Origin of the sequence: Microbacterium sp. NPDC089190, assembly GCF_040701795.1 — a bacterium.
GTDB classification, from domain to species: Bacteria; Actinomycetota; Actinomycetes; order Actinomycetales; family Microbacteriaceae; genus Microbacterium; species Microbacterium galbum.
Genome location: NZ_JBFBHF010000001.1, coordinates 821,345 through 840,798, shown reverse-complemented (window position 1 = coordinate 840,798; position 19,454 = coordinate 821,345). Strand labels below are relative to the sequence as shown.

Annotated in this window: 18 protein-coding genes; 6 read left to right on the top strand and 12 right to left on the bottom strand. The window is 70.8% G+C overall.

All coding sequences use genetic code 11. The features are described 5' to 3' along the window. Nucleotides 1-26: 26 nt before the first annotated feature. From AB0230_RS04140 to AB0230_RS04130, 3 genes are all read right to left on the bottom strand, one after another. The gene (locus tag AB0230_RS04140) at nt 27-992 is read right to left on the bottom strand and encodes an LLM class F420-dependent oxidoreductase (RefSeq protein ID WP_315993587.1); all 966 of its coding nucleotides are present in this window, start codon (nt 990-992) and stop codon (nt 27-29) included. A 118-nt stretch (nt 993-1,110) separates the two neighbouring features. Beyond that, a complete protein-coding gene (locus AB0230_RS04135) occupies nt 1,111-2,133 on the bottom strand; it encodes a TerC/Alx family metal homeostasis membrane protein (RefSeq protein ID WP_366374125.1) in 1,023 nt (340 codons plus the stop codon). A gap of 243 nt (nt 2,134-2,376) precedes the next feature. Then, nucleotides 2,377-2,949: a TetR/AcrR family transcriptional regulator gene (locus AB0230_RS04130; RefSeq protein WP_315993585.1), complete on the bottom strand. Its 573-nt coding sequence runs from the start codon at nt 2,947-2,949 to the stop codon at nt 2,377-2,379. Nucleotides 2,950-3,066: 117 nt separating this feature from the next. On the opposite strand from AB0230_RS04130, the gene AB0230_RS04125 reads away from it, so the two are divergent. Together AB0230_RS04125 and AB0230_RS04120 are read left to right on the top strand one after the other, a co-directional pair. Further along, entirely contained in the window at nt 3,067-5,676 is a 2,610-nt protein-coding gene (locus AB0230_RS04125; protein ID WP_366374123.1) for an MMPL family transporter, read from the top strand. Nucleotides 5,677-5,763: 87 nt separating this feature from the next. Next, on the top strand, nt 5,764-5,979 hold the full coding sequence (locus AB0230_RS04120; RefSeq protein WP_315993583.1) for a hypothetical protein: 216 nt from the start codon (nt 5,764-5,766) through the stop codon (nt 5,977-5,979). Between the two features lie 150 nt (nt 5,980-6,129). On the opposite strand, the gene AB0230_RS04115 is transcribed toward AB0230_RS04120, so the two are convergent. Together AB0230_RS04115 and AB0230_RS04110 are read right to left on the bottom strand one after the other, a co-directional pair. Next, nucleotides 6,130-7,575 (bottom strand): glycosyltransferase, encoded by a 1,446-nt coding sequence (locus AB0230_RS04115; RefSeq protein ID WP_366374121.1) that lies wholly within the window; start codon nt 7,573-7,575, stop codon nt 6,130-6,132. Next, nucleotides 7,572-7,820, bottom strand: coding sequence for a hypothetical protein (locus AB0230_RS04110; protein WP_363386991.1), 249 nt, complete (start codon nt 7,818-7,820; stop codon nt 7,572-7,574). Before AB0230_RS04110 ends, AB0230_RS04115 begins: the two co-directional genes overlap by 4 nt. A gap of 120 nt (nt 7,821-7,940) precedes the next feature. On the opposite strand from AB0230_RS04110, the gene AB0230_RS04105 reads away from it, so the two are divergent. After that, the gene (locus tag AB0230_RS04105) at nt 7,941-8,633 is read left to right on the top strand and encodes an alpha/beta hydrolase (protein ID WP_363386988.1); all 693 of its coding nucleotides are present in this window, start codon (nt 7,941-7,943) and stop codon (nt 8,631-8,633) included. 9 nt (nt 8,634-8,642) lie between these two features. Here the strand turns inward: AB0230_RS04105 and AB0230_RS04100 are convergent, their stop codons facing one another. From AB0230_RS04100 to AB0230_RS04090, 3 genes are read right to left on the bottom strand one after another with little or no spacing between them, the layout of a single operon-like run. Then, entirely contained in the window at nt 8,643-10,493 is a 1,851-nt protein-coding gene (locus AB0230_RS04100) for a DUF2207 domain-containing protein (protein WP_366374119.1), read from the bottom strand. A 51-nt stretch (nt 10,494-10,544) separates the two neighbouring features. Next, nucleotides 10,545-11,339: a transglutaminase family protein gene (locus AB0230_RS04095; RefSeq protein WP_366374117.1), complete on the bottom strand. Its 795-nt coding sequence runs from the start codon at nt 11,337-11,339 to the stop codon at nt 10,545-10,547. Beyond that, nucleotides 11,336-11,818 carry a MarR family transcriptional regulator gene (locus AB0230_RS04090; RefSeq protein WP_366374115.1) on the bottom strand — a complete coding sequence of 161 codons (483 nt, stop codon included), beginning with the start codon at nt 11,816-11,818 and terminating at the stop codon, nt 11,336-11,338. The genes AB0230_RS04095 and AB0230_RS04090 overlap by 4 nt, the downstream gene beginning before the upstream one ends. 165 nt (nt 11,819-11,983) lie before the next feature. Here AB0230_RS04090 and AB0230_RS04085 point away from each other — a divergent pair, with 165 nt between their 5' ends. Further along, the gene (locus tag AB0230_RS04085) at nt 11,984-12,361 is read left to right on the top strand and encodes a hypothetical protein (RefSeq protein ID WP_363577969.1); all 378 of its coding nucleotides are present in this window, start codon (nt 11,984-11,986) and stop codon (nt 12,359-12,361) included. 139 nt (nt 12,362-12,500) lie between these two features. On the opposite strand, the gene AB0230_RS04080 is transcribed toward AB0230_RS04085, so the two are convergent. Beyond that, the gene (locus AB0230_RS04080; RefSeq protein WP_366374113.1) at nt 12,501-12,722 is read right to left on the bottom strand and encodes a hypothetical protein; all 222 of its coding nucleotides are present in this window, start codon (nt 12,720-12,722) and stop codon (nt 12,501-12,503) included. A gap of 138 nt (nt 12,723-12,860) precedes the next feature. Here AB0230_RS04080 and AB0230_RS04075 point away from each other — a divergent pair, with 138 nt between their 5' ends. Next, complete coding sequence (locus AB0230_RS04075) at nt 12,861-13,151, top strand: hypothetical protein (RefSeq protein ID WP_366374111.1); 291 nt, start codon at nt 12,861-12,863, stop codon at nt 13,149-13,151. A gap of 12 nt (nt 13,152-13,163) precedes the next feature. On the opposite strand, the gene AB0230_RS04070 is transcribed toward AB0230_RS04075, so the two are convergent. Both AB0230_RS04070 and AB0230_RS04065 read right to left on the bottom strand, forming a co-directional pair. Then, nucleotides 13,164-14,102 carry an aldo/keto reductase gene (locus tag AB0230_RS04070; RefSeq protein ID WP_366374109.1) on the bottom strand — a complete coding sequence of 313 codons (939 nt, stop codon included), beginning with the start codon at nt 14,100-14,102 and terminating at the stop codon, nt 13,164-13,166. 36 nt (nt 14,103-14,138) lie between these two features. After that, nucleotides 14,139-15,518 (bottom strand): cell division initiation protein, encoded by a 1,380-nt coding sequence (locus AB0230_RS04065; protein ID WP_366374107.1) that lies wholly within the window; start codon nt 15,516-15,518, stop codon nt 14,139-14,141. 529 nt (nt 15,519-16,047) lie between these two features. On the opposite strand from AB0230_RS04065, the gene AB0230_RS04060 reads away from it, so the two are divergent. Continuing rightward, nucleotides 16,048-16,737 (top strand): DUF998 domain-containing protein, encoded by a 690-nt coding sequence (locus AB0230_RS04060; protein ID WP_315993571.1) that lies wholly within the window; start codon nt 16,048-16,050, stop codon nt 16,735-16,737. 230 nt (nt 16,738-16,967) lie between these two features. On the opposite strand, the gene AB0230_RS04055 is transcribed toward AB0230_RS04060, so the two are convergent. Then, the gene (locus AB0230_RS04055; protein WP_366374105.1) at nt 16,968-19,439 is read right to left on the bottom strand and encodes a LuxR C-terminal-related transcriptional regulator; all 2,472 of its coding nucleotides are present in this window, start codon (nt 19,437-19,439) and stop codon (nt 16,968-16,970) included. Nucleotides 19,440-19,454: the final 15 nt, after the last annotated feature.

Below are 19,454 nucleotides of genomic sequence, written 5' to 3'. Positions count from 1 at the left end.
CGCCGTCGGGCGCGCCCCGCCGCCGGTCACAGGGCGCGGAGCTTCTCCAGCAGCGGAGCGGCGATCTCGTCGACGAATCGCTGCTGTTGCTCGTCGCCCACCTGGACGATGGCGATGTCGGTGAAGCCGGCATCGATGAAGGGACGCACGCTCTCCGCGAGCTCGTCGAGATCCGGGCCGCAGGCGATCGAGTCGGCGACGTCCTCCGGTCGGACGAACTGCGAAGCCCCCGCGAAGCCCGCCGGCGTCGGGAGGTCGGCGTTGACGGCCCATCCCCCCGCGAACCAGCGGAACTGGTCGTGAGCGCGTGCGATGGCGGCATCCTTGTCGGGATCCCAGCTGATCGGGATCTGACCGATCTTGCGCGACTCTCCGTCGTGGTGGGAATCCCACCCGCTGATGAGGTCGCCGTCGGGCTCCGTGGTGATGAGGTGATCGCCGAGCGGAGCGAAGCGCTCGATGGAGTGCTCGCCGGAAACGGCCACACCGATCGGGACCCCGCCGTCGGGGGCATCCCACACGCGGGCGGAGTCGACGCGGAAGTACTCGCCGTCGTAGGTGACGAGGTCGCCGGTGTGCAGCGCGCGGATGATCTCGATCGCCTCGACGAGCATGTCCTGACGGGCATGGACCGCGGGCCATCCCTCGCCGACGACGTGCTCGTTGAGGTTCTCGCCGGATCCGAGACCGAGAGTGAAGCGGCCCTCCGACAGCAGTTGCAGCGTCGCCGCCTTCTGGGCGACGACCGCGGGGTGGTATCGGACGGTGGGGCAGGTCACATAGGTCATCAGCTCGACGTCGGTGGTCGCGTGCGCCACGGCGCCGAGAACGGTCCAGGCATAGGGGGCGTGGCCCTGGCTGGTGAGCCACGGCGAGTAGTGATCGCTGGAGACGAGGAAGTCGTAGCCGGCGCGCTCGGCACCGACGGCGTAGTCGACGAGCGCCCGCGGGCCGCTCTGCTCGGTCATGAGGGTGTAGCCGAATCGCGTCATGTCGGCCACGGTAGGACGACCACCGGAGCGTCTCGCCGGGGTTGCGCTCGTCGGTCGGATGCGGCAGACGACGACGGGCCCGCGGCGAACGCCGCGAGCCCGTCATCAGTTCGGAGGGTCAGTCCTCGGGAGCGTGGATGACCTTCTCGCCGTCGAAGGTCTCGCGCTTCTTCTTCTCGTCGTCGTTCCGGGTCTTGCGCAGGCTCGCGATCGTCGCGACGGCCACCGTGGCGGCGATGAAGAGCAGCGAGAACCAGATCGGGATCTCGGGCACCCAGAGCAGCGGTTCGCCCCCGTTGATGAAGGGGACCTCGTTGACGTGCAGGGCGTGGAACACGAGCTTCACACCGATGAAGGCCAGGATGACGGCCAGTCCCTGCGCCAGGTAGACGAGGCGTTCGAGCAGGCCGCCGATGAGGAAGTACAGCTGGCGCAGGCCCATGAGGGCGAAGGCGTTCGCCGTGAAGACGATGTACGCCTCGTTCGTCAGGCCGTAGATCGCGGGGATCGAGTCCACGGCGAAGACCAGGTCGATGAAGCCGATCGCGATGATGACCAGCAGCATCGGCGTCACGAAGCGCTTGCCGTTCTTACGAACGGTGAGCTTGTCGTCGTTGTACTCCTCGGATACGGGGAGCACGCGGCGGACGAACTGCATGAACTTGCCGTTGGCGGGGTCGCTCTCGCCGTGCGAGAACGCCTGGCGGTACGCAAGGAACAGCAGAAGGGCGCCGAAGAGGTAGAAGATCCAGGAGAAGTTCTCGATCAGTGCGGCGCCCACCGCGATGAACGCCCCGCGCATGATGAGCGCGATGACGATGCCGATCATCAGCACCTTCTGCTGGTAGATCTTCGGCACCGCGAACCCGGTCATGATGATCAGGAACACGAACAGGTTGTCGATCGACAGGGCCTTCTCGGTCAGGTACCCGGCGAAGTACTCGCCGCCGTACGTCCAGCCCGACACCACGCCGATGCCGACACCGAACAGCAGCGCGAGCCCGATGTAGAACGCCGACCAGCGGGCGGACTCGGCGATCGACGGCTCGTGCGCCTTCCGCACGTGCGCGAAGAACTCGAAGACGAAGAACGCGACCGTGATCGCGATCGTGATGATCCAGATGAGGGGGGTGACGCCCATGGCGGCCTCCAAGGGAGAAAGGTGTACGACAAGACACCAAGGTCTCCTCCACCCGGCGAGATGGGCCGACGTCCCGGGTTCACGATGACGTGGACCGTACTGACGAGATCGTCGCGATGGGAGTACTCCCCTTGCTCCCTCAAGTGTACGGGACGCGGCTGAGCGTTCCCGGTCTGGACGCCGGTCAGCGCCGCGTGGTAGAGATCAGGGTGCTGACGGCCGCGGGGTGGCGAGCGGTGTGCGTCAGCGGCGGGGTGTCGGCGTGCCGATCACGGCGTCGACCAGGTGCAGCATGTCGTCGAAGTCGAACTCCTCACGGCTGAGCGCGCGCAGGATCACGGCGCCGAGGAGGGCGTCGGCCGCCGCGTCGAGTCGAGGTCCCGTCGTTCCGGCCATCGCGGTGGAGAGTCGCTCGACGAGCGGTGCCGCGAGGATCTCCGCGCGCAGTCGTCGACCCGTCTCCGCGCTCCCCGCGGCCGCGGCGACGAGAGAGCGCAGCAACCCCTCGCCGTCGGCGCTGGCCCGTAGCGTGAACAGTCCGTTCAGCCAGGTGGCCAGGTCTCTGCGCGCGTCCCCCGTGTCGGGCAGGTCGCGCTCGCGGCCGAGCAGGCGTCCCTCGAGGATCGCCTCGGCGAGGACGTCGCCCTTGCTCGGCCACCACCGGTAGATCGTCTGCTTCCCCACCCCGGCGCGCCGAGCGATGCCCTCCATGGTGAGGTGGTCGTAGCCGCGCTCGGCGAAGAGGGCCACCGCGGCGTCGAGGATCGCCTGGTGCGCCGCTTCGCTTCGGACCGGTCCGCTTCGCGATAGAACCATGCCCTCATTCTGGGGGATGACGCGGTCGAACAAGACGAGACGGTCCGTGTTATCTTTGCCGGGACTGGTCGGAGCCGACGGTGCTCTTCCGCGTGCACCGCACGAGAGGAACACCGCATGGCCGAACTGCTGCACCGTCTCGGAACCTTCGCCGCCCGGCGCGCCTGGGCCGTGATCGTCGCGTGGGTGGTGATCCTCGGCGTGGTCGTCGGCGGGTTCCTCGTCGGCTTCAAAGGCCTGAGCTCAAGCTTCGACATCCCCGGCACGGCATCCGGCGACGTCATCGCGGAACTTCAGGACGAGCTCCCGGACTTCAGCGGCGCTTCCGGAGCGGTGGTGTTCCGCACGACGGACGGCTCGGCTCTGACGTCCGACCAGAAGAGCGCCATCACCTCTCTCGTCGACTCGTCGAGCGACCTCCCCGACGTCGCCCGCGTCACCGATCCGTTCGCGACCCAGCAGCAGCTCGACGATCAGCGCCAGCAGGTGGTCGACGGCCGCGGGCAGCTCGCCGATGCGCGCTCGCAGGCCGAGTCCGGCCAGCAGCAGCTCGACGCGGGCGCCGCGCAGCTGGACGCCGGTCAGCAGCAACTCGACTCGGCCCGCGCGCAGCTCGAAGCCGCACCCCTCCCGGCCGCACAGAAGCAGGCGCAGCTCGACGCCCTCGACGCGCAGCAGGCGCAGCTCGACCAGCAGCGCAGCGCCCTCGAACAGCAGCAGACCCAGGTGGCCGACGGTCTCGCGCAGATCGCCGCGCAGGAGGCGCAGCTCGACGACGGCGCCGAACTCCTCTCCTTCGCGGACGCCATCCGGCTCGTTTCCGATGACGGATCGACCGCGATCGTCAACGTCTCGTTCGATCAGCCCCGGCTCGAGCTCGCCGAGGCGTCGAAGGAGGCCGTGGTCGAGCACTTCACTGCCGACCCCGTCGCGGGCGTGGACGTCGCCTTCAACACGGAGATCTCCCAGGGCGTGCCCGAGATCCTCGGACTCGGTGAGGCCATCGGCGTCGCGATCGCGGCGATCGTCCTCGTCGTCGTGCTCGGGTCGCTCCTGGCGGCGTCGTTCCCCATCATCACGGCGCTCGTCGGGGTCGCCATCGGCGCCATGGCGACGCTGTCGTTCTCGGGCCTCGTGCAGATGGCATCCGTCACCCCGATCCTCGGTGTGATGCTGGGACTGGCCGTGGGTATCGACTACGCACTGTTCATCCTCTACCGTCACCGACGGCAGCTGCTCCAGGGCGCGGACGTCGTCGAATCGATCGGTCTCGCCAACGGCACCGCCGGCAATGCGGTCGTGTTCGCCGGGATGACGGTGATCGTCGCGTTGCTCGCGCTCAACATCACGGGCATCCCGTTCCTCGGGCTCATGGGTACCGCGGGCGCCGTCAGTGTGCTCGTCGCCGTGCTGATCGCGGTGTCGCTGACGCCGGCACTCCTGGGCCGCGCGGGGATGCGCGTCCTCGGTCGCGCGGCCCGTGCCCGCGCCGCGGCCGCCGCGGATGCCGCGGAGCACCCCCGTCGCACCGCTCGTACCGCGGCGATCGAAGCCGACGAGCACCCCCGGCGCGCGGCCCGGATCGAGACCGGATCCGTCGCGACGACCGGTCGCCCCGTTCGGCCGATGTCGACGGTGCGCGCGGTGGTCACGATGCTCGTCGCCACGGTCGCCCTCCTCGTCGTCGCCATCCCCGCCCTGTCGATGCGTCTGGGGCTGCCCGACGGAGGGTCCGAGGCGGAGGACTCGACCGCCTACCAGGCGTTCACGTGGACAGAGGATGCCTTCGGTGCCGGCGCGAACGCGCCGCTGCTCGTCACCGCCGCCCTCCCCGGGGGCACCGCCGAAGCCGACGTCCAGGGCCTGCAGCTCGACGTGGCCCGCGAACTGTTCGCGCAGGACGACGTCGCGGCGGTCGCCCCCGTCGCCGTCTCAGACGACCGCACCCTCGCCGCGTTCCAGGTCATCCCCGCCGAGGGGCCGAACGCCGTGTCGACCGAGCAGCTGGTGCGCGACCTTCGCGCGCTGCCGCCCGTGAACGGCGATATCGCCCTCGGCGTGGCCGGAGCAGCGGCGATCAACATCGACATCTCGGAAGGGCTGGCCGACGTCCTGCCGATCTACCTCGTCGTGGTCGTGGGCCTGTCGTTCCTCATCATGGTGGCGGTGTTCCGCTCGCTGCTCGTGCCGCTCATCGCCACAGGAGGCTTCGTGCTCTCGCTGTTCGCGACCTATGGTGCGGTGACCGCGGTGTTCCAGTGGGGCTGGCTCGGCGACCTGTTCGGCGTGCACAATCCCGGCCCGATCCTGAGCTTCCTGCCCGTGATCCTCGTCGGCATCCTCTTCGGGCTCGCCATGGATTACCAGCTGTTCCTCGCATCCGGGATGCGCGAGGCCTGGGCTCACGGCGCGGCGCCGCGCCTGGCCGTCGCCCAGGGCTTCCGCGCGGGCCGCACCGTCGTGACGGCGGCCGCGATCATCATGATCGCGGTGTTCTCCGGCTTCATCGCCTCCGACTCCGTGATCATCAAATCGATGGGACTCGGGCTGGCCCTGGGCGTGCTGTTCGACGCGTTCGTCGTGCGCATGCTGCTCGTGCCGGCGCTCATGCACGTGCTCGGCGGGTCGGTCTGGTGGCTGCCGCGCTGGCTCGACCGCATCGTGCCGAACGTCGATGTCGAGGGCTCCGCCCTCGAGCGGCGTCACCCCGCGCACCACGGCGTCTGAGCATTCCGGGCCGAGCGGCGCAAGCCCCGGTTCCCGGCGGCAGGCAGGGGTCAGGATGCCGTAACACTGTCACCGAGGAGGACGACGATGACCGATCGCGAAGAGACGCAGGACGCCCCCGTCATGGACGGCGCCACGGACGCGGGCGTCGAGGAGAAGAAGGACGGCGCGGAGGAACAGCAGGCGGCGGACGCGGCCGTTCAGGACGGCGCGCCGCAGAACGACATCGTCCCGGGCGACGCCTCGAAGGAGGACCTGAAGGACGACCTCCGCAGCATCCGCGGCTACGGCGAGGACCGCTGACCCGGACGACGACTCCCGTCCGGAGCCGTGTGGGGGACGGGCTCGACGGGCGGGAGTCGTCGGGGACGCCGGATCGGCGTCATCCGCGCCGGCGATGCCGGGGCCGGGTAGAGGCAGCGTACGCCCGCTCGGGCGCGGGCGGCAGGGGTCTCAGCCGATCTGAAGGCGGCGCCGGACGACCTCGCGGATTCGCCAGGTCGCCTCGCGCAGGCGGTGACGCCGTGCGGCACGCGACAGGGTCAGGGCCCACCTGGTGAGCACCCGCGACTCGTCGTAGAGCTGCGCGCGCTCCACCGCCTGTCGACGCATCCGCGAGAGCGTCGTCGGATCGAGGGATGCCGCCCGCACGACCGCCTCGGCGAGGGCGTCGACGTCGCCGGCGGGCACCAGCCACCCCGTGCGGCCGTCGAGGATCAACTCACGCGGACCGTAGGGCACGTCGTACGCGATCGGCAGGCACCCCGCCGCCATCGCCTCGGCGACCACGAGCGAGAAAGCCTCCGAGCGGCTCGTCAGCAGGAGGACCGATGCCCGGCGGAGGGCGTCGCGCGCCGTGGGGTCGAAGCCGTGGAAGCGGACGCCCTCGGCGTCGCCCCGTTCCAGACGCGAGCGGTCCGGGCCGTCGCCGTAGACGTCGAGCGTCAGGGACGGCATGCGCTCGCGGGCGCGGGACACGGCATCCACCGCATGCTCCACCCGCTTGATGGGCTCCAGTCGCGCGAGCACGATCGCGCCCTGGCGCGGGCTGCGCGTGTCGACGTCTCCCGCGACGGCGACGGGGTGGGGCACGACGGCCAGAAGGGGCGCGGGGCCGACCTCGCGTCGCACGTCCCCGGCCTGCCGCGCGGTGCAGAACACGACGGCATCGAAGGCGCTCAACCGCGAGAAGACCTCGGCGCGGGACGGGCGGATCGCCGTGCCGTCGTCGGTGCGGTGCGAACCGTGCACGACGTGCAGCACGATCACCCCCGGCCGGCGGTAGCCGGCGGCGAACCGCGCCATCGCCTTGCTGTCGACGAGGAGGAAGGACCGCTCGCCCGCCGTGAGGCGGTCCAGCCATGCGGCGTAGAGCTGGCGCACCCCGCGCCACACGGCACGGGGGGCGCCGCTCGCGTCGCACGTCACGATGATCCGTCGCGCTCGTGCGGACGAGTGGGGGACGTCCCGACGATCGCTCGCCGCGAGCGTTCCGTCCGGGCGCAGGTGGTCGATCTGCAGCACCGTGCCGTCGGCATCCCTGCGGAGACGGCGCACGAGAACATCGCCCGTGAACTCCTCCTCCGCGTCGGAGGGGAGAGGCGAGAATCCGGCGCCGCTCGAGACCGGACGCCCGCGCAGCTCGTTCTCGCGCAGCCAATCCCACAGGTTGGTGACGCGCACTCCGGCGCCGAGGGCGTCGCGGCGGGTCAGCTCGGCGCTGACCGCGTCGCGGTCGTCCCGGTCGTCGCACGTCAAGATGTGCACCGGCGTCGCCCCTCGACCGGCGAAGAGACGGGACCGTTGCAGCAGCGCGGCGGTCAGCCCGCCGTACTCGCGCGGAACGCCCCAGGTGAGGACGAACTGGCGCCCGGGCGGCAGGATCGTGCCGCGGGTCATCCGGCGTCGTCGGTGGGGATCTCCCCGGCGGCGATCGCGTCGGCGTAGGTGCGAATATCCGGGCCCGGCTCGTAGTCGATGAAGCGGTCCTTGATCCGCGCGTTGATCTGCGCGAAGGCCTCGTCCGACGAGATCCCGTCGTTCTCGCGCGCGATCGCCACGACGGCCTCCCGCAGCACGTTGTCGGCGTCGTCGAGGATCTTCTGCCGTGCGGGCTCGTTCCAGCGGATGTCAGAGATGTCCATGACCCGAGCCTAGGGCGGCCTCGAGCGCCGAGATCCCGGGGTTGCGCCCGCTGTGCGGGTGTGCGGCACCGTCGCCGCAACCCCGCAGACGGCCCGCGTCCGAGCCCGCAGGATGGGGGGATGCCGATGGATGCCGTGACCGCCGTGCGGACCGGAGCGCGTGACCTCTCGTGGTGGGCGAAGGACTACGCCTACGCCGTGCGAGCGCAGGTGCGCGCGGCCTGGGGGCGTGCAGTCGATGAGGACCTTCGCGAGGGCTCGGGCCGCCCCCTCGTGCTCCTCCCCGGGATCTACGAGACCTGGCGCTTTCTGGAGCCGCTGGCCCGCGCCCTGCACGAGCGCGGACACCCGGTGCACGTGGTCACGGAGCTGGGCGACAATCGTCGTCCCATCGCCGAGTCGGCCGGTCGCGTCGCGGCTCTTCTGTCGTCCCGCGACCTGCACGACGTCGTCCTCGTGGCCCACAGCAAGGGCGGACTGATAGGCAAGCACCTGATGGCCTTCGACCCGGAGGGGGCTCGGGTGCGGGCGATGGTCGCCGTCGCGACGCCCTTCGGCGGGTCTCGGTACAGCCGCCTCATGCCCACGCCCTCGCTGCGCGCGTTCGCCTCGGGGGATGCCACCATGCGCGCGCTCGCGGCGGCGGCCGACGCGAACGCGAGGATCGTGTCGGTCTACGGCCCCTTCGACCCGCACATCCCCGAGGGCAGCGAGCTCGCCGGTGCCCGGAACGTGGAACTGGCCAGCGGAGGCCACTTCCGCGTGCTCGCCGACCCGCGCGTCATCGCAGAGGTCGTGCGCGTCGCCGAGTGACCGGTCGACTCAGCGTCCGCCGCCTCCGCCGCCACCCGAGCCCCCACCCGAGAATCCGCCCCCGAACGAGCCGCCCGAGAAGCTCCCCGAGCCGCTCGTGGTCGTCGTGACCGGGGTGCTCGCCGTGCGCAGCGTCCCCATCGTCGACATCAGAGCGGCGGAGGAGAACCCGCCGCCGCCCCGGTACCAGTGCAGGTCGTCGCCGCTCTCGCGGACCCGCGTGTCGAGCGCCTCGGACCACTCCTTCTCGACGCCCCACACGATCGCCCACGGCAGGAGGCGCTCGTAGAGGTACAGCACCTGGCGCGCGTCGCCCGCATCGATCCGTCGTCGCTCCGCCCCTTCGGGGCTCTGCAGCACGCGCAGTCGGTCCGCCTCCGCGAGCTGCAGATACTCGCGCAGCCCCCGAAGATGGTCGCGCGCCGGGGCCCCGGCATCCGTGATCCGATCGCGGTAGCGCAGCAGTGTGAAACTCAGGATGCCGAGCACCACCGTCACCGGGATCGCAGCGATCTGCCACCACGCCGGGGTCGTCCCCATCGCGGCGAGGATGAGGGCCAGCACCGCGACGACGAACGCGCCCACGGCGAGACCCGCCGCGGCGAGGGAGCGTCCGAGACGCTGCTTCTCGCTCCACCCGCGAGCGCGCAGCTCGGACGCGGCGGCGAGGGGGAGCCGCTGCAGGGCCTTCGCGACGTCTTGACGCTCGGGGCCCAGCGATACGCGAGCTCCCGGGCGTGCGTGCGCCCCGAAGACGGCTCCGAGGATCGCCCCGTGCAGCGCATCGGCTCCCTCGGCCGTGACGAGCTCGAGCGAGAGGCTCCGCGCGTCGCCGTCGTCGACGATGCGGAGGTGCCCCGTCACAGCGGTGTCGACGATGGCCGCGGGGATGCCGGTCCCGCGACGCGCCACCAGTTCCGCGCCCTGCAGCACGTCGACTCCCGCCGGCGGGTCGTACTCCGCGACGATGATGCCGCGCCCCTCGGCGTCGCGTCCGCGACGCCGAGCCATGACCGCTGCGGCCACACCGAGGGCGCCGACACCCACGGCGCCGAGCGACGAACCGGCCAGGAGCGGGGCCGCATCGACGGAGAACTGCTCGAGCGGTGTGCGGACCACCTCACCCGCGACGAAGGTGCCGCGCGCGAAACCGACGGCGATCGTGACGTTCTCTCCCGGGGCCAGCCCTTCGGCCCCCGCTTCGAAGACGAGGCCGCCCCCGTCCGTCGCGCGGTCGAGGGTGCACGTCTGCGATGATCCCTGCGTCCCGACGTAACACGCCGCGGCGCCGTCGAGGGCGGTATCCGTCAGGGCGGGGTCGACCCGGAGGCGAGCGCTCACCGCACCGAACGGCTGCTCCCACTGCGTGCCGTTGATGTCGCGGTAGAACTCGTCGGCGTTCGTGTCGGCGAAGGAACGGATGGCGTCGCGCTGGGTGTACGAGATGACGTAGGTCTGCACGCCGCGCACGAAGGAGTCGTCGCCCGTGAGCACCCGCACCTCGCGCCGGTCCGTCTCGACGTCGTAAGGGATGGGGGCGCCGGAGGCATCGGTCACCGAGACCACCCGCGTGTGCAGGGGGACCCCGTCGTAGTCATCGGGGAGGGAGCGGATGATGCCGCGGTTCTGATCCTCGTCGGGGAAACGTGCGACCAGGGTCTCGGTCACCGCGAGTTCCGCGTGCCCGTCGTCGGCTCGGGAGAGCGTCATGTCGGCCGAGAACGAGTCGAAGGTGAAGTCGCCGACGTCTGCGCGCGCCGGCGCGGGAACGGCCATCGCGCTCAGAACCACGAGAGCGAGGCCGACGAGTCCGACGACGAGACGGGGGAGCAGGCGAGGCGACCGCACGATGAGGTCCATGCCCCGACGCTACCCGGGGTGGCGTGACCGTGCCTCCGTCTCGAGACGGAGTCAGCGCAGCAGGATCGACGCGTCGGGATCGTCCGGGACGAGATCGCCGACGGCCACTGCCGTCACCTCGACCGACTCCAACGTCGCCGTGCCCGACACAGTCGTGAGGAAGGCGGTATCGGCGGCGTCACGACCGGTCGCGATGCGGACGAAGTGCGCACGGGGTGCGAGGCGTGTGGCATCGACGACCTCCCACCGGCCGTCGACGAACGCCTCGACGACGGCGTGGAAGTCCATCGGGTCGAGTCCCGGGGCGAAGACGGACACGAGTCGCGCGGGGATCCCCGCGGCGCGCAGGAGGGCGATGGTCACGTGCGCGTAGTCGCGGCAGACTCCGGCGCCCTCACGGAGCGTGTCGAGAGCGGTATCGGTGGGGCCGCTGACGCCGGAGACGTAATCGAGCCTCTCTGAAACCCATTGCGTGATCTCGCGTACGCGCTCCCGCGCCGAGGAGGACCGCGAGGGCGCCAGGTCCGAGAGGCGCGGATCGTCCGACGGCGCGTAGCGGCTGGGTCGCAGGTAGCGCACGGGGTCGATCTCGTCGGAGGGGGCGGGCGCGCGAGGAGGGGAGACGGAACCGCGATAGGTGACATGGGTCCGCCCCGCGGGGAGGACGACGCGATGCGCGCGAGTACCGTGCGCGTCCGCGACCTCGACCGCGGGGATCGCCCGTCCGTCCGTGTCGACCGTCAGGGTCTCGTCGTGGGTCCACCCGTCCGCGGGGGTGATCGAGAGGACGACGTCCGCCTCGGCCTCGGTGCGCAGGACGATCCCGACACCGACGGAGGTCCTCACGCGGCAGCGTCCGACGAAAGGGGGGAGGAGTGCTGAGCCTGTGCCGTCGGACAGCACGTTCCGCTTCGGCCGCAGAGGTCGGCGACGGCGCACCGCATCCGGTCGAGGAAGCCCGTGACCGCGACCGTCTCCTCCTCCGTCATGCTACGGGTGGCCTGCATCATGCGCGCGTGCATGCCGGTCAGGGTGTCGCGCATCTCGTCGTCGGCATGGGTCGTGCTCGAGACGAGGACCTTCCGCCGATCGGACGGGTGGGGGCGGCGCTGGAGATGCCCCGACTTCTCGAGCCGGTCGAGGAGGGCGGTGATGGATGCCGTCGACACGCCGAGATGCCGGGCGAGGTCGATCGGAGTGACGGCGGAGTTCGCTGCGGCCGATCGTGTCAGGAAGCGGAGGACGAGCAGCTCGTTCTCGCCCATCGCCATGGACTCCTGGGTGCGCCGGCGCATCGCCATCTCGGCGGAACGATATGCCCGCATCGCCTCCATGATCCGTGCGCCACGCTCGTCGTCCGAGCTCTCGCTGTACCAATACGACGGGGGCGATGGGGTGTCGATTGTCATCGCTCTCCTAATATCTCGCTTGCCTATTCGCTAGTCTACCTAGTAAGTTTATCCGTGAGCAACGAGCAAAGGGGAATCACCATGGCGAAGCTCTTCTACGGCACCTCGACGGAGCCGATCGACATCGACGACCGCATGCTGGCGCACGTGAAGGTGGTCGTCGCGACCAAGCTCCGCCGGGGGGAGAGCTTCACGTTGTCCTGGGTGCACGGTCCGGATCAGCCTGTCGGCCGGTCCACGATCTGGCTGCAGCCCTCGATCCCGCTGCGTTTCGTCTTCGACTCCGAGCAGCCCGAGGCGCTCGACCAGAACCTCCTGAAGCGCCTGGCGAACGACGCCAACTCCTCGCGCGGGCTCAGCCTCGACATCGCGCTCGACGAGCCCGCGACGGCATCCTCGTCCGCTCGCACTGCCCCTCAGGGCCACAAGGTCGCGCGAAGCCTCGCCCGCGCCGCCTGACCTTCACGTCGCGCGTCGACCGGCGACGGTCGCCCGAACTCGGACACCCACGAACGGAAGAACTGCATGGAACCCCTCGCCTCGTGGGAACTGCCCACCGAACCGATCTCCGTGATCACCGCGGACGCCCTGGAGGCGCTCACTCCTCGGTGAGGGGCTCCTCCGGCGGGGCGGTGGTGCGTTCGATCCCTTCCGCCCGGATCCGCACCACGGAGACGGCGAACACGACCGTTCCGACCGCCAGGAAACCGAGTTTCGGCTCCGTCGGCGAATCCGCGGGGAAGACCAGGGTCGGGGCTGCCAGGATCACCGCCGCGACGCCGCTGAAGACGGCTCCCCACGGGCGTCGGGATCGCGACATTCGTGGCCTCGTCTCGTCGGCGGTCGGTGCCAGCCTAGGCGACAGGCCGTGCCCATATCCTCCCCGGACCCTCTCGTCTACCGTCGGGCTGACCGGCCGGAGCGTGCGTAGCCTGGGCGATCCGACGGAAGGAACGCTGTGCGCACCGGAAAATCCCCCCTGATCACCTCGGCGGTGCTCGCCACCGCGATCGCTTTCGCACCCATGCCCGCGTTCGCCTCACCCACCGGGTCGGCGAGCGTGCAGGGCGACGTCGCGGTCACGGCCTCCTCGGTATCCGCCGTCGTCGCCGAGCAGGCTCAACCGGATTCCGAGGCGGAAGCCGGGCGTCTCGCCTTCGTCCTGATCCCGCTTCTCGGCGCGGCCATCGTCGTCATCGGCGCCATCGTCGTGATCTCCCGAGGCCGACGCCGTCGTCGCGGCGACTGACGAGCGACGCGCTCAGGGAACGACGTAACCTGCGGCACGCACGAGCGCGTACCACTCCGCCCGGGTGAGCTCGATGTCCGAGCCCTCCGCAGCCTCGGTGACCCGCCCCGGTGTCGTCGTGCCCAGGACGACCTGCATCCCCGCGGGATGCCGCGTGATCCATGCCACCGCGATCGCCATGGGCGTGACGCGGTATCGGGCGGCCAGAGAGTCGATGACCGCGTTGAGTTCGTCGTACTCGGGGTGTCGGAGGAACACCCCGCCGCCTCCACGCGTCCCCTGCAGCGGAGACCAGGCCTGGATCGTGATGCCCTCGATGCGGCAATACTCGACGAGACCGCCGCCGTCGAGGACGACCGACTGCCGAGCACTCTCCATGTTCGCCGCGAGCCCCTGCGTGATGACGGGCGCGTGCGCGATGGACAATTGAATCTGGTTGGCGACGATCGGCTGGCGGACCGCCGTCCGCAGGAGGTCGATCTGGCGGGGCGTGTGGTTCGAGACTCCGAAGGCCCGCACCTTTCCGGATTCCTCGAGGTGATCGAACGCCCGGGCCACCTCGTCGGGTTCGACGAGCGCGTCGGGTCGGTGCAGCAGGAGAACGTCCACGTAGTCGGTACGCAGGGCCCGCAACGAGCTCTCGACCGACGACACGAGGTGCTCGTACGAGAAGTCGAAGTACGGCCCTTCCCGCACGATCCCCGCTTTGGTCTGCAGGCGGATCTCGGCGCGCTCCGTGTCGCTCAAGGACAGGGCCTGCGCGAACCGCTCCTCCGCGGAGTGCAGGGACCGCGCGTAGATGTCGGCGTGGTCGAAGAAGTCGATGCCGGCGTCACGAGACGCCTGGTAGAGCGCGCGGACCTCCGCGTCGCTCTTGTCGTCGATCCGCATCATGCCCGCCACGACGTTGGGGGCGGAGAGACCGGAGGAGCCGAGGGGAACGGTGCGCATCGCTCCACGCTAGTGGGAGCAGGAGCGGCTCGGCGCTCACTCTCCGTGATCGGAGGATGCCGCGAGACCCTCTGCGTCGTCGAGCGTGTCGGCCGCATCGCCGTCGGCGACGCCGGGCCCGGACGGACTCGTGCCGTCGTCGTCGCCGAGGTCGCGCCCGTCCGATCCGCCTCGCGGAACCGCGCGCAGCATCTCGTTCATCTCGGCCATGAAGCTACCGAGTTGCTGCTGCTGCCAGCGCAGGTCGCGCGTGCGGTCCTCCGCATCGCGCAGAACCGAGGCGGCGTGCTGGGTGATCGTGTCGGCGATCGTCTGCGCCCGTTCGCGTGAGGCATCCAGCACCTCGCGAGCGCGCACCTGCGCATCGGCCTCGACCTGCTGGGCCTGCGCGCGAGCGAGACGTTCGTAGTCGTCGGCCCGGGCCGCGATGCGTCGCGCGTGTTCCAGCGCCGCGGCGACCTGCTCGCTCGCGTCGGAGGTGATCCGCTCGGCGTGGGCCACGGCCTGGTCGTGCAGGACGAGGAACTCCTGCTGGGCCTCGTCCTGCCGCCGGGTGAGGGACTCCTCGAACTCGAGCACCCGCGCCGTCATCTCCCGCACGTCGCGTTCGGCCTTGGCGCGGAGGTCGGCGGTCTCCCTCGACACGAGCGAGCGCAGCGCGGCCGCCCCCTTCTCCGACTCGGTGCGCACCGCGACGGCCTCTCGCTCGGCCTGCGAGACGCGCTCGGCCGCGTGAGCCGCCTCCCGCTCCAGCCGCGCCGCGTGCGCGGTCGCCTCGGTCTCGATGCGGAGACGGATCTGATCGGCATCGTGCTGCGCCTCCGCGCGGAGGCGGGCCTGCTCGGTCACCGCGTCGTCACGGATCGTCGCGGCCTCGGCGTGCGCGCTCGCGAGCAGCCGCTCCGCCTGCCCGACGGCGTTCTGAACGAGGACCGACGCCTGCTCCTCGGCGACGCGCAAGATCGCGTCGAACTGCTGGCGGCCCTGCTCGGGGTCGTCGTCGCTGCGGCGGCCCGCGAATTCGCTCGAGAGCGCCGAAACCTGCGTCTCCGCCGCCGCCGCGCGGGCAGAGGCCTCGCGCACCTGCTCGCGGAGCGCGCTGTTCTCCTCCGTGTGTCGACGGATGGCCTCCGCGAGCTCCTGATCGTGCTCCGCCCGTTGCTTCGCCAACCTCGCCTCGGCCCGGAGCTGCGCATCGTGCGCCTCCTCGGCACTGCGCCGCACGCGTTCGCCGAGTTCGCGAACGGCTTCGTCCACGGAATCCCGGTCGTATCCGCGGAACCCGACGGGGAAGACGGGACCGGCATCGCTCTCGACCGCCCTCAGCAGCGCGTCGAGCACGGAGTCATCCGCTGCGGCTTCGGACGGGCGGTCGTCGCCGAGGGCGTCCGGGCTGCGGTCGGGTCGCTCGGTCACATGTGCCTCCTGATGATCGCCACCCGCGCCTCGACCCGACCTCATCGGTCATGGTGGTCATGGATTCGAGGGGGTGGAGGATGCGCGGCCCTGCGGCCGGGTGCCGTGACCGGGGCCGCGCATCCGTGAGCGAGCAGAGCCACGGGAGAGTGAGGTTCTGGGGGAGAGCCACTCGGCATCCGCTCTCTCCGAGCCTCCCAGTCGGGGTCGATGCGCGCCGTCGAAGAGGTCCGTTTCTCACCCGCGGATTCGCCTGTCTGCGGGGGCTGCACGCGTGCCGCGCTGAGCGATCCGCCCGCCCGGCGTGCGCGCAGGGGGTGCGGGCAGAGCGACGGTCCGACGGTGCGGCCCCCCGGCTCGCACGATGACGCTGCCGCTCTGCCCGCACGCCCAGCATCCGACGCGGACGGGATCGGGTCCGCGGACCGCCCCCGGAAAATCACCCATGATGATGCGCACATCACCCCCACCCCGCGGAAGGGGGACCGGTCGAACGGTAATGTGGCGGAGCCCGATCCAGGAGGAGCCGATGACCGAGACCGTCGACCGGTTGGCCGGCATCCGCCCGACCGCGATCGCACGCCGACACGTCACCCAGGCCGCGGGCGGCGCCGCCGCCGCGTTCGCGAGTGCGGCGCTCATCTGGGTCTGCCGCCTGTGGGACCCGAGCGTGCACTACGTCAGTCAGCTCGGGGCGACCGGGATGCCGACGGCCCCGGTGTTCAACCTCGCGCTGCTGCTGCTGGCCGTCGCGGCCGTCCTCGTCGACCGGGCTCTCCACCGGATCCCGGATGACGCCTATCGTGTCGGGTGGCCCATCGCCACGACTCTTCTCCTGTGCGGCCTGTGCTTCGGTGTCGCGTCGGCCGTCACCTGCTCGCCGGGGTGTCCGGTTCCCTTCACGCCCGGAGCGCTCCCGCAGGATCTCGTGCACATCACATTCGCCGTGATCGGCTTCCTGCTCGCGATCGTCGCGATGGGGCAGGTCGCCCTGGTGCGGCGGCGCCCGTGGATGCGGGGGGCGAGCGTCTTCATCCTCGTCGCGGTCGGAGCGACCTCTCTCACCGGCGCGATGCTCGCCCTGTTCCGGGGCGACACCGTGCTGGGCGGCAACCTGGAGTTCACGGCCGCGACATTGGCGATCGCCTGGTTCGGCGTGTTCGGATCGCAGATCGCGAGCGAGCTGCGGAAATCGACGCCCGATGGACGCGGGTTCTGACGTGGGGTCCCGCCCGCCGCGCCGCCGGGCGAAGGGTCTTCTGACGGTTCGCCAGCTGAAGCGGGCGGCGGGCGTCCTCCTGCCCGTTACGGCTCTGGTCGTCGTGCTGATGGTCGTGCGAGGGGCCGGAATCCCGCTGACCGTTCCCGGCGTCGTGTTCGTCTTCGTCCTGCTCTTCGTCGGACGCGCAGTGGTGGGGTGGTCGCGTCGACGGCGGCGCGACCACCCGATCAACCCTCGCCGTCGCCCTCGATGAGTCCCCATGCGTGGGCCGCACGGATCGCGCTCGACCGGTCCGACACCTCGAGCTTGCGGTAGAGGCTCTGCAGCTGCGTCTTGACCGTATTGGGTGAGACGACGAGTGCACGGGCGATGTCCGCGATCGTCGAGGTGGGTGTCAGATGCGCGAGGACCACCTGCTCGCGCTTGGTGAGATGGGGCACGCTCACCGACGATGCGAAGAACGACGCGCGTTCGGCGACGTGCGCCCGTGCGGCGGGAGACAGCAGTCGCAGCACCAGAGCGCGATCCTCCGGTGCGACGGCGCTCCACGGACCCCAGAGATCGTGACGCGTGCTGAGCGCCTCCGCTCGTTGCACCGCCGTTCGGTGCGCGTCGACGCCGTTGAGCCGCACATCCGCGACGACGCTCACGACGAGACTCTCCAGCGCCGCACGAGCGGACGGCTCGTGGTGCAGGCCCCACTTCACGCTCATGACGAAGGCTTCATGCGTGCGTCCCGCATACAGCTGAGAGAGGGCGATCGCGGGCGCCGTCACCGGCGAGAGCGCGAAGGGTCCTTCGAACAGCGCCAACGCCTTCCTCGCCTGACGGAGCGCGATGAGCACTTTCGCTCGTGCGGTGAGGATCTGCGTGGATTGATAGTGCGAGGGAGGCGTGCTGCGCGCGCGCCCCGTCCAGGCGCGCAGCAGCCCGAGAGCATCGGATGCCGCACCCGAGAGCAGGAATGACAGGGTGTGCGCCGCCGCGGCGAAAGGCCACAGCTCACGGGCTCCCTCGGTCGCCGGGATGGCGTCGAAGCGTTCCCTCGCCTCCGCGGCGTCGCCGGTCTCGAGGAGCAGCCAGGCCTCGGCGACGCGCATCCCCTCGCCCCAGGGCGACGCCAGCCAGGGGTCCTCGCGATTGTCGTCGATGATGCGCCGAGCGCCGCGCACGTCCCCCTCGAGGAGGGCGATGACGGCGAGGGCTCCGCGGACGCGCATGCGCCGTGCCGGAGGCGCCGCGCGTTCGGCCTGTCCCAGCCCCACGGTCGCCTCGCGGAGCTTGCCCATCGCGAACGCCGTCATCCCGATCTGGTACCAGCCCTCGTGCACCGGCTCGCCGGCGAGGTCATGGCGGCGCCGCAGGGCGTCTGAGAGGAGCGTCGCCGCTTCCGTGGCCAGCGCGAAGCGACCCGCGGCGCGGAGCAGGCTCACGCGCAGGATGAGCGCATCGAGGTCGGCCGCGGCGGCGCTCTTGGCATCCGTGAGTCGGCCGAGGGCGGTGACCGCTTGCGCCGGGGTCTCGGGCGACGACGCCGTCTCGGCGTCGAGAGCGAGCAGGGTGCCGACGACCTTCGGGTCCGCGGGCCCGCTCGTCCGGAGTGCGGAGACGAGACGGGTGAAGGCGTCGTGATCGCGTGCCCAGATCTCGGGTCCCGATGATCGGAGGACTCCCGCGAGGGTGTTCCACTGGCCGGCGTCGGCGGCGAGCTGAGCGGCCAGGAGTGGCTCTCCTCCCTCGACGAGGTGATCGAGGAGCCGGAGTCGTGCGGCGGACACGAGTTGGGGGCTGCGGGCGGCGATGACCCCCGCCCACTGCTCGCGGATCGGTTCGGCGAGGGTGACGCGCGTGGAACCCGGCCAGACCAGGCCCGCCGCTTGCATGCGACTCAGGAGATCGTGCGAGAGGACGGTGGTGGTTTCCACCCCGATCGCTTCGGCCAAAGGGGCGGTGATGTAGGGCGCGACGGCGAGGAGGCGCATCTCATCGGTGATGGGCAGGGCGAGGCGCTGTTCCATGTCGCTGGTCAGGGCGGCGACCGCGTAACGCGCCGCACCGACCGCGTCGTCCTGCGTCCGCAGCGACGTCCCTTCCAGGCGCAGACGAGTGCCCGCCAGCTGCACGAGGGCGGGCCAGCCGTAGGTGAGCTCGGTCAGCACGTCGACGGCGGGGTCCGTCCATGGCACACCGTTCAGGGAGAGGACCGTGGTCAACTCGTCGCGGGTCATGCGCAGGTCGTCCGCGGCGATCACCTGCACGTCGAACTCCAGGGCCACGAGCGGGCTCTCCAGCCCCGTCGACACGCGAGTGGCCACGATGAGGCGAAGGGTGGGATCGCTGCGCAGCATGCCGAGGAGGTCCTCGGTCGTCACCCCGGCTTCGTCGACGAAGTTGTCGATCAGGAGCACGTGGACCGGCGGCCCCTCGGCGAAGGCCTCGAGGACGCGCGGGACGGGGATCGCCGGCACCTGGGCGGCGTCGATGAGCTGCACGCCGCGCTCCGGATCGTCCTCGAGCGACGCGGCGAACTGACGCAGCAAAGAGGTCTTCCCCACCCCGGCCGGACCACGGACCAGCACCACGTCGCCGCTCAGCGCGTCGTGCAGACGAGCGAGCGTGCCGTCGCGGGGCGCCCAGAAACGGCTCGTGCGACGGGTGGAGCGCGCGTTCGTGGGCAGGCTATCCACATCGATCAGCATCGGTACCTCCTGTTC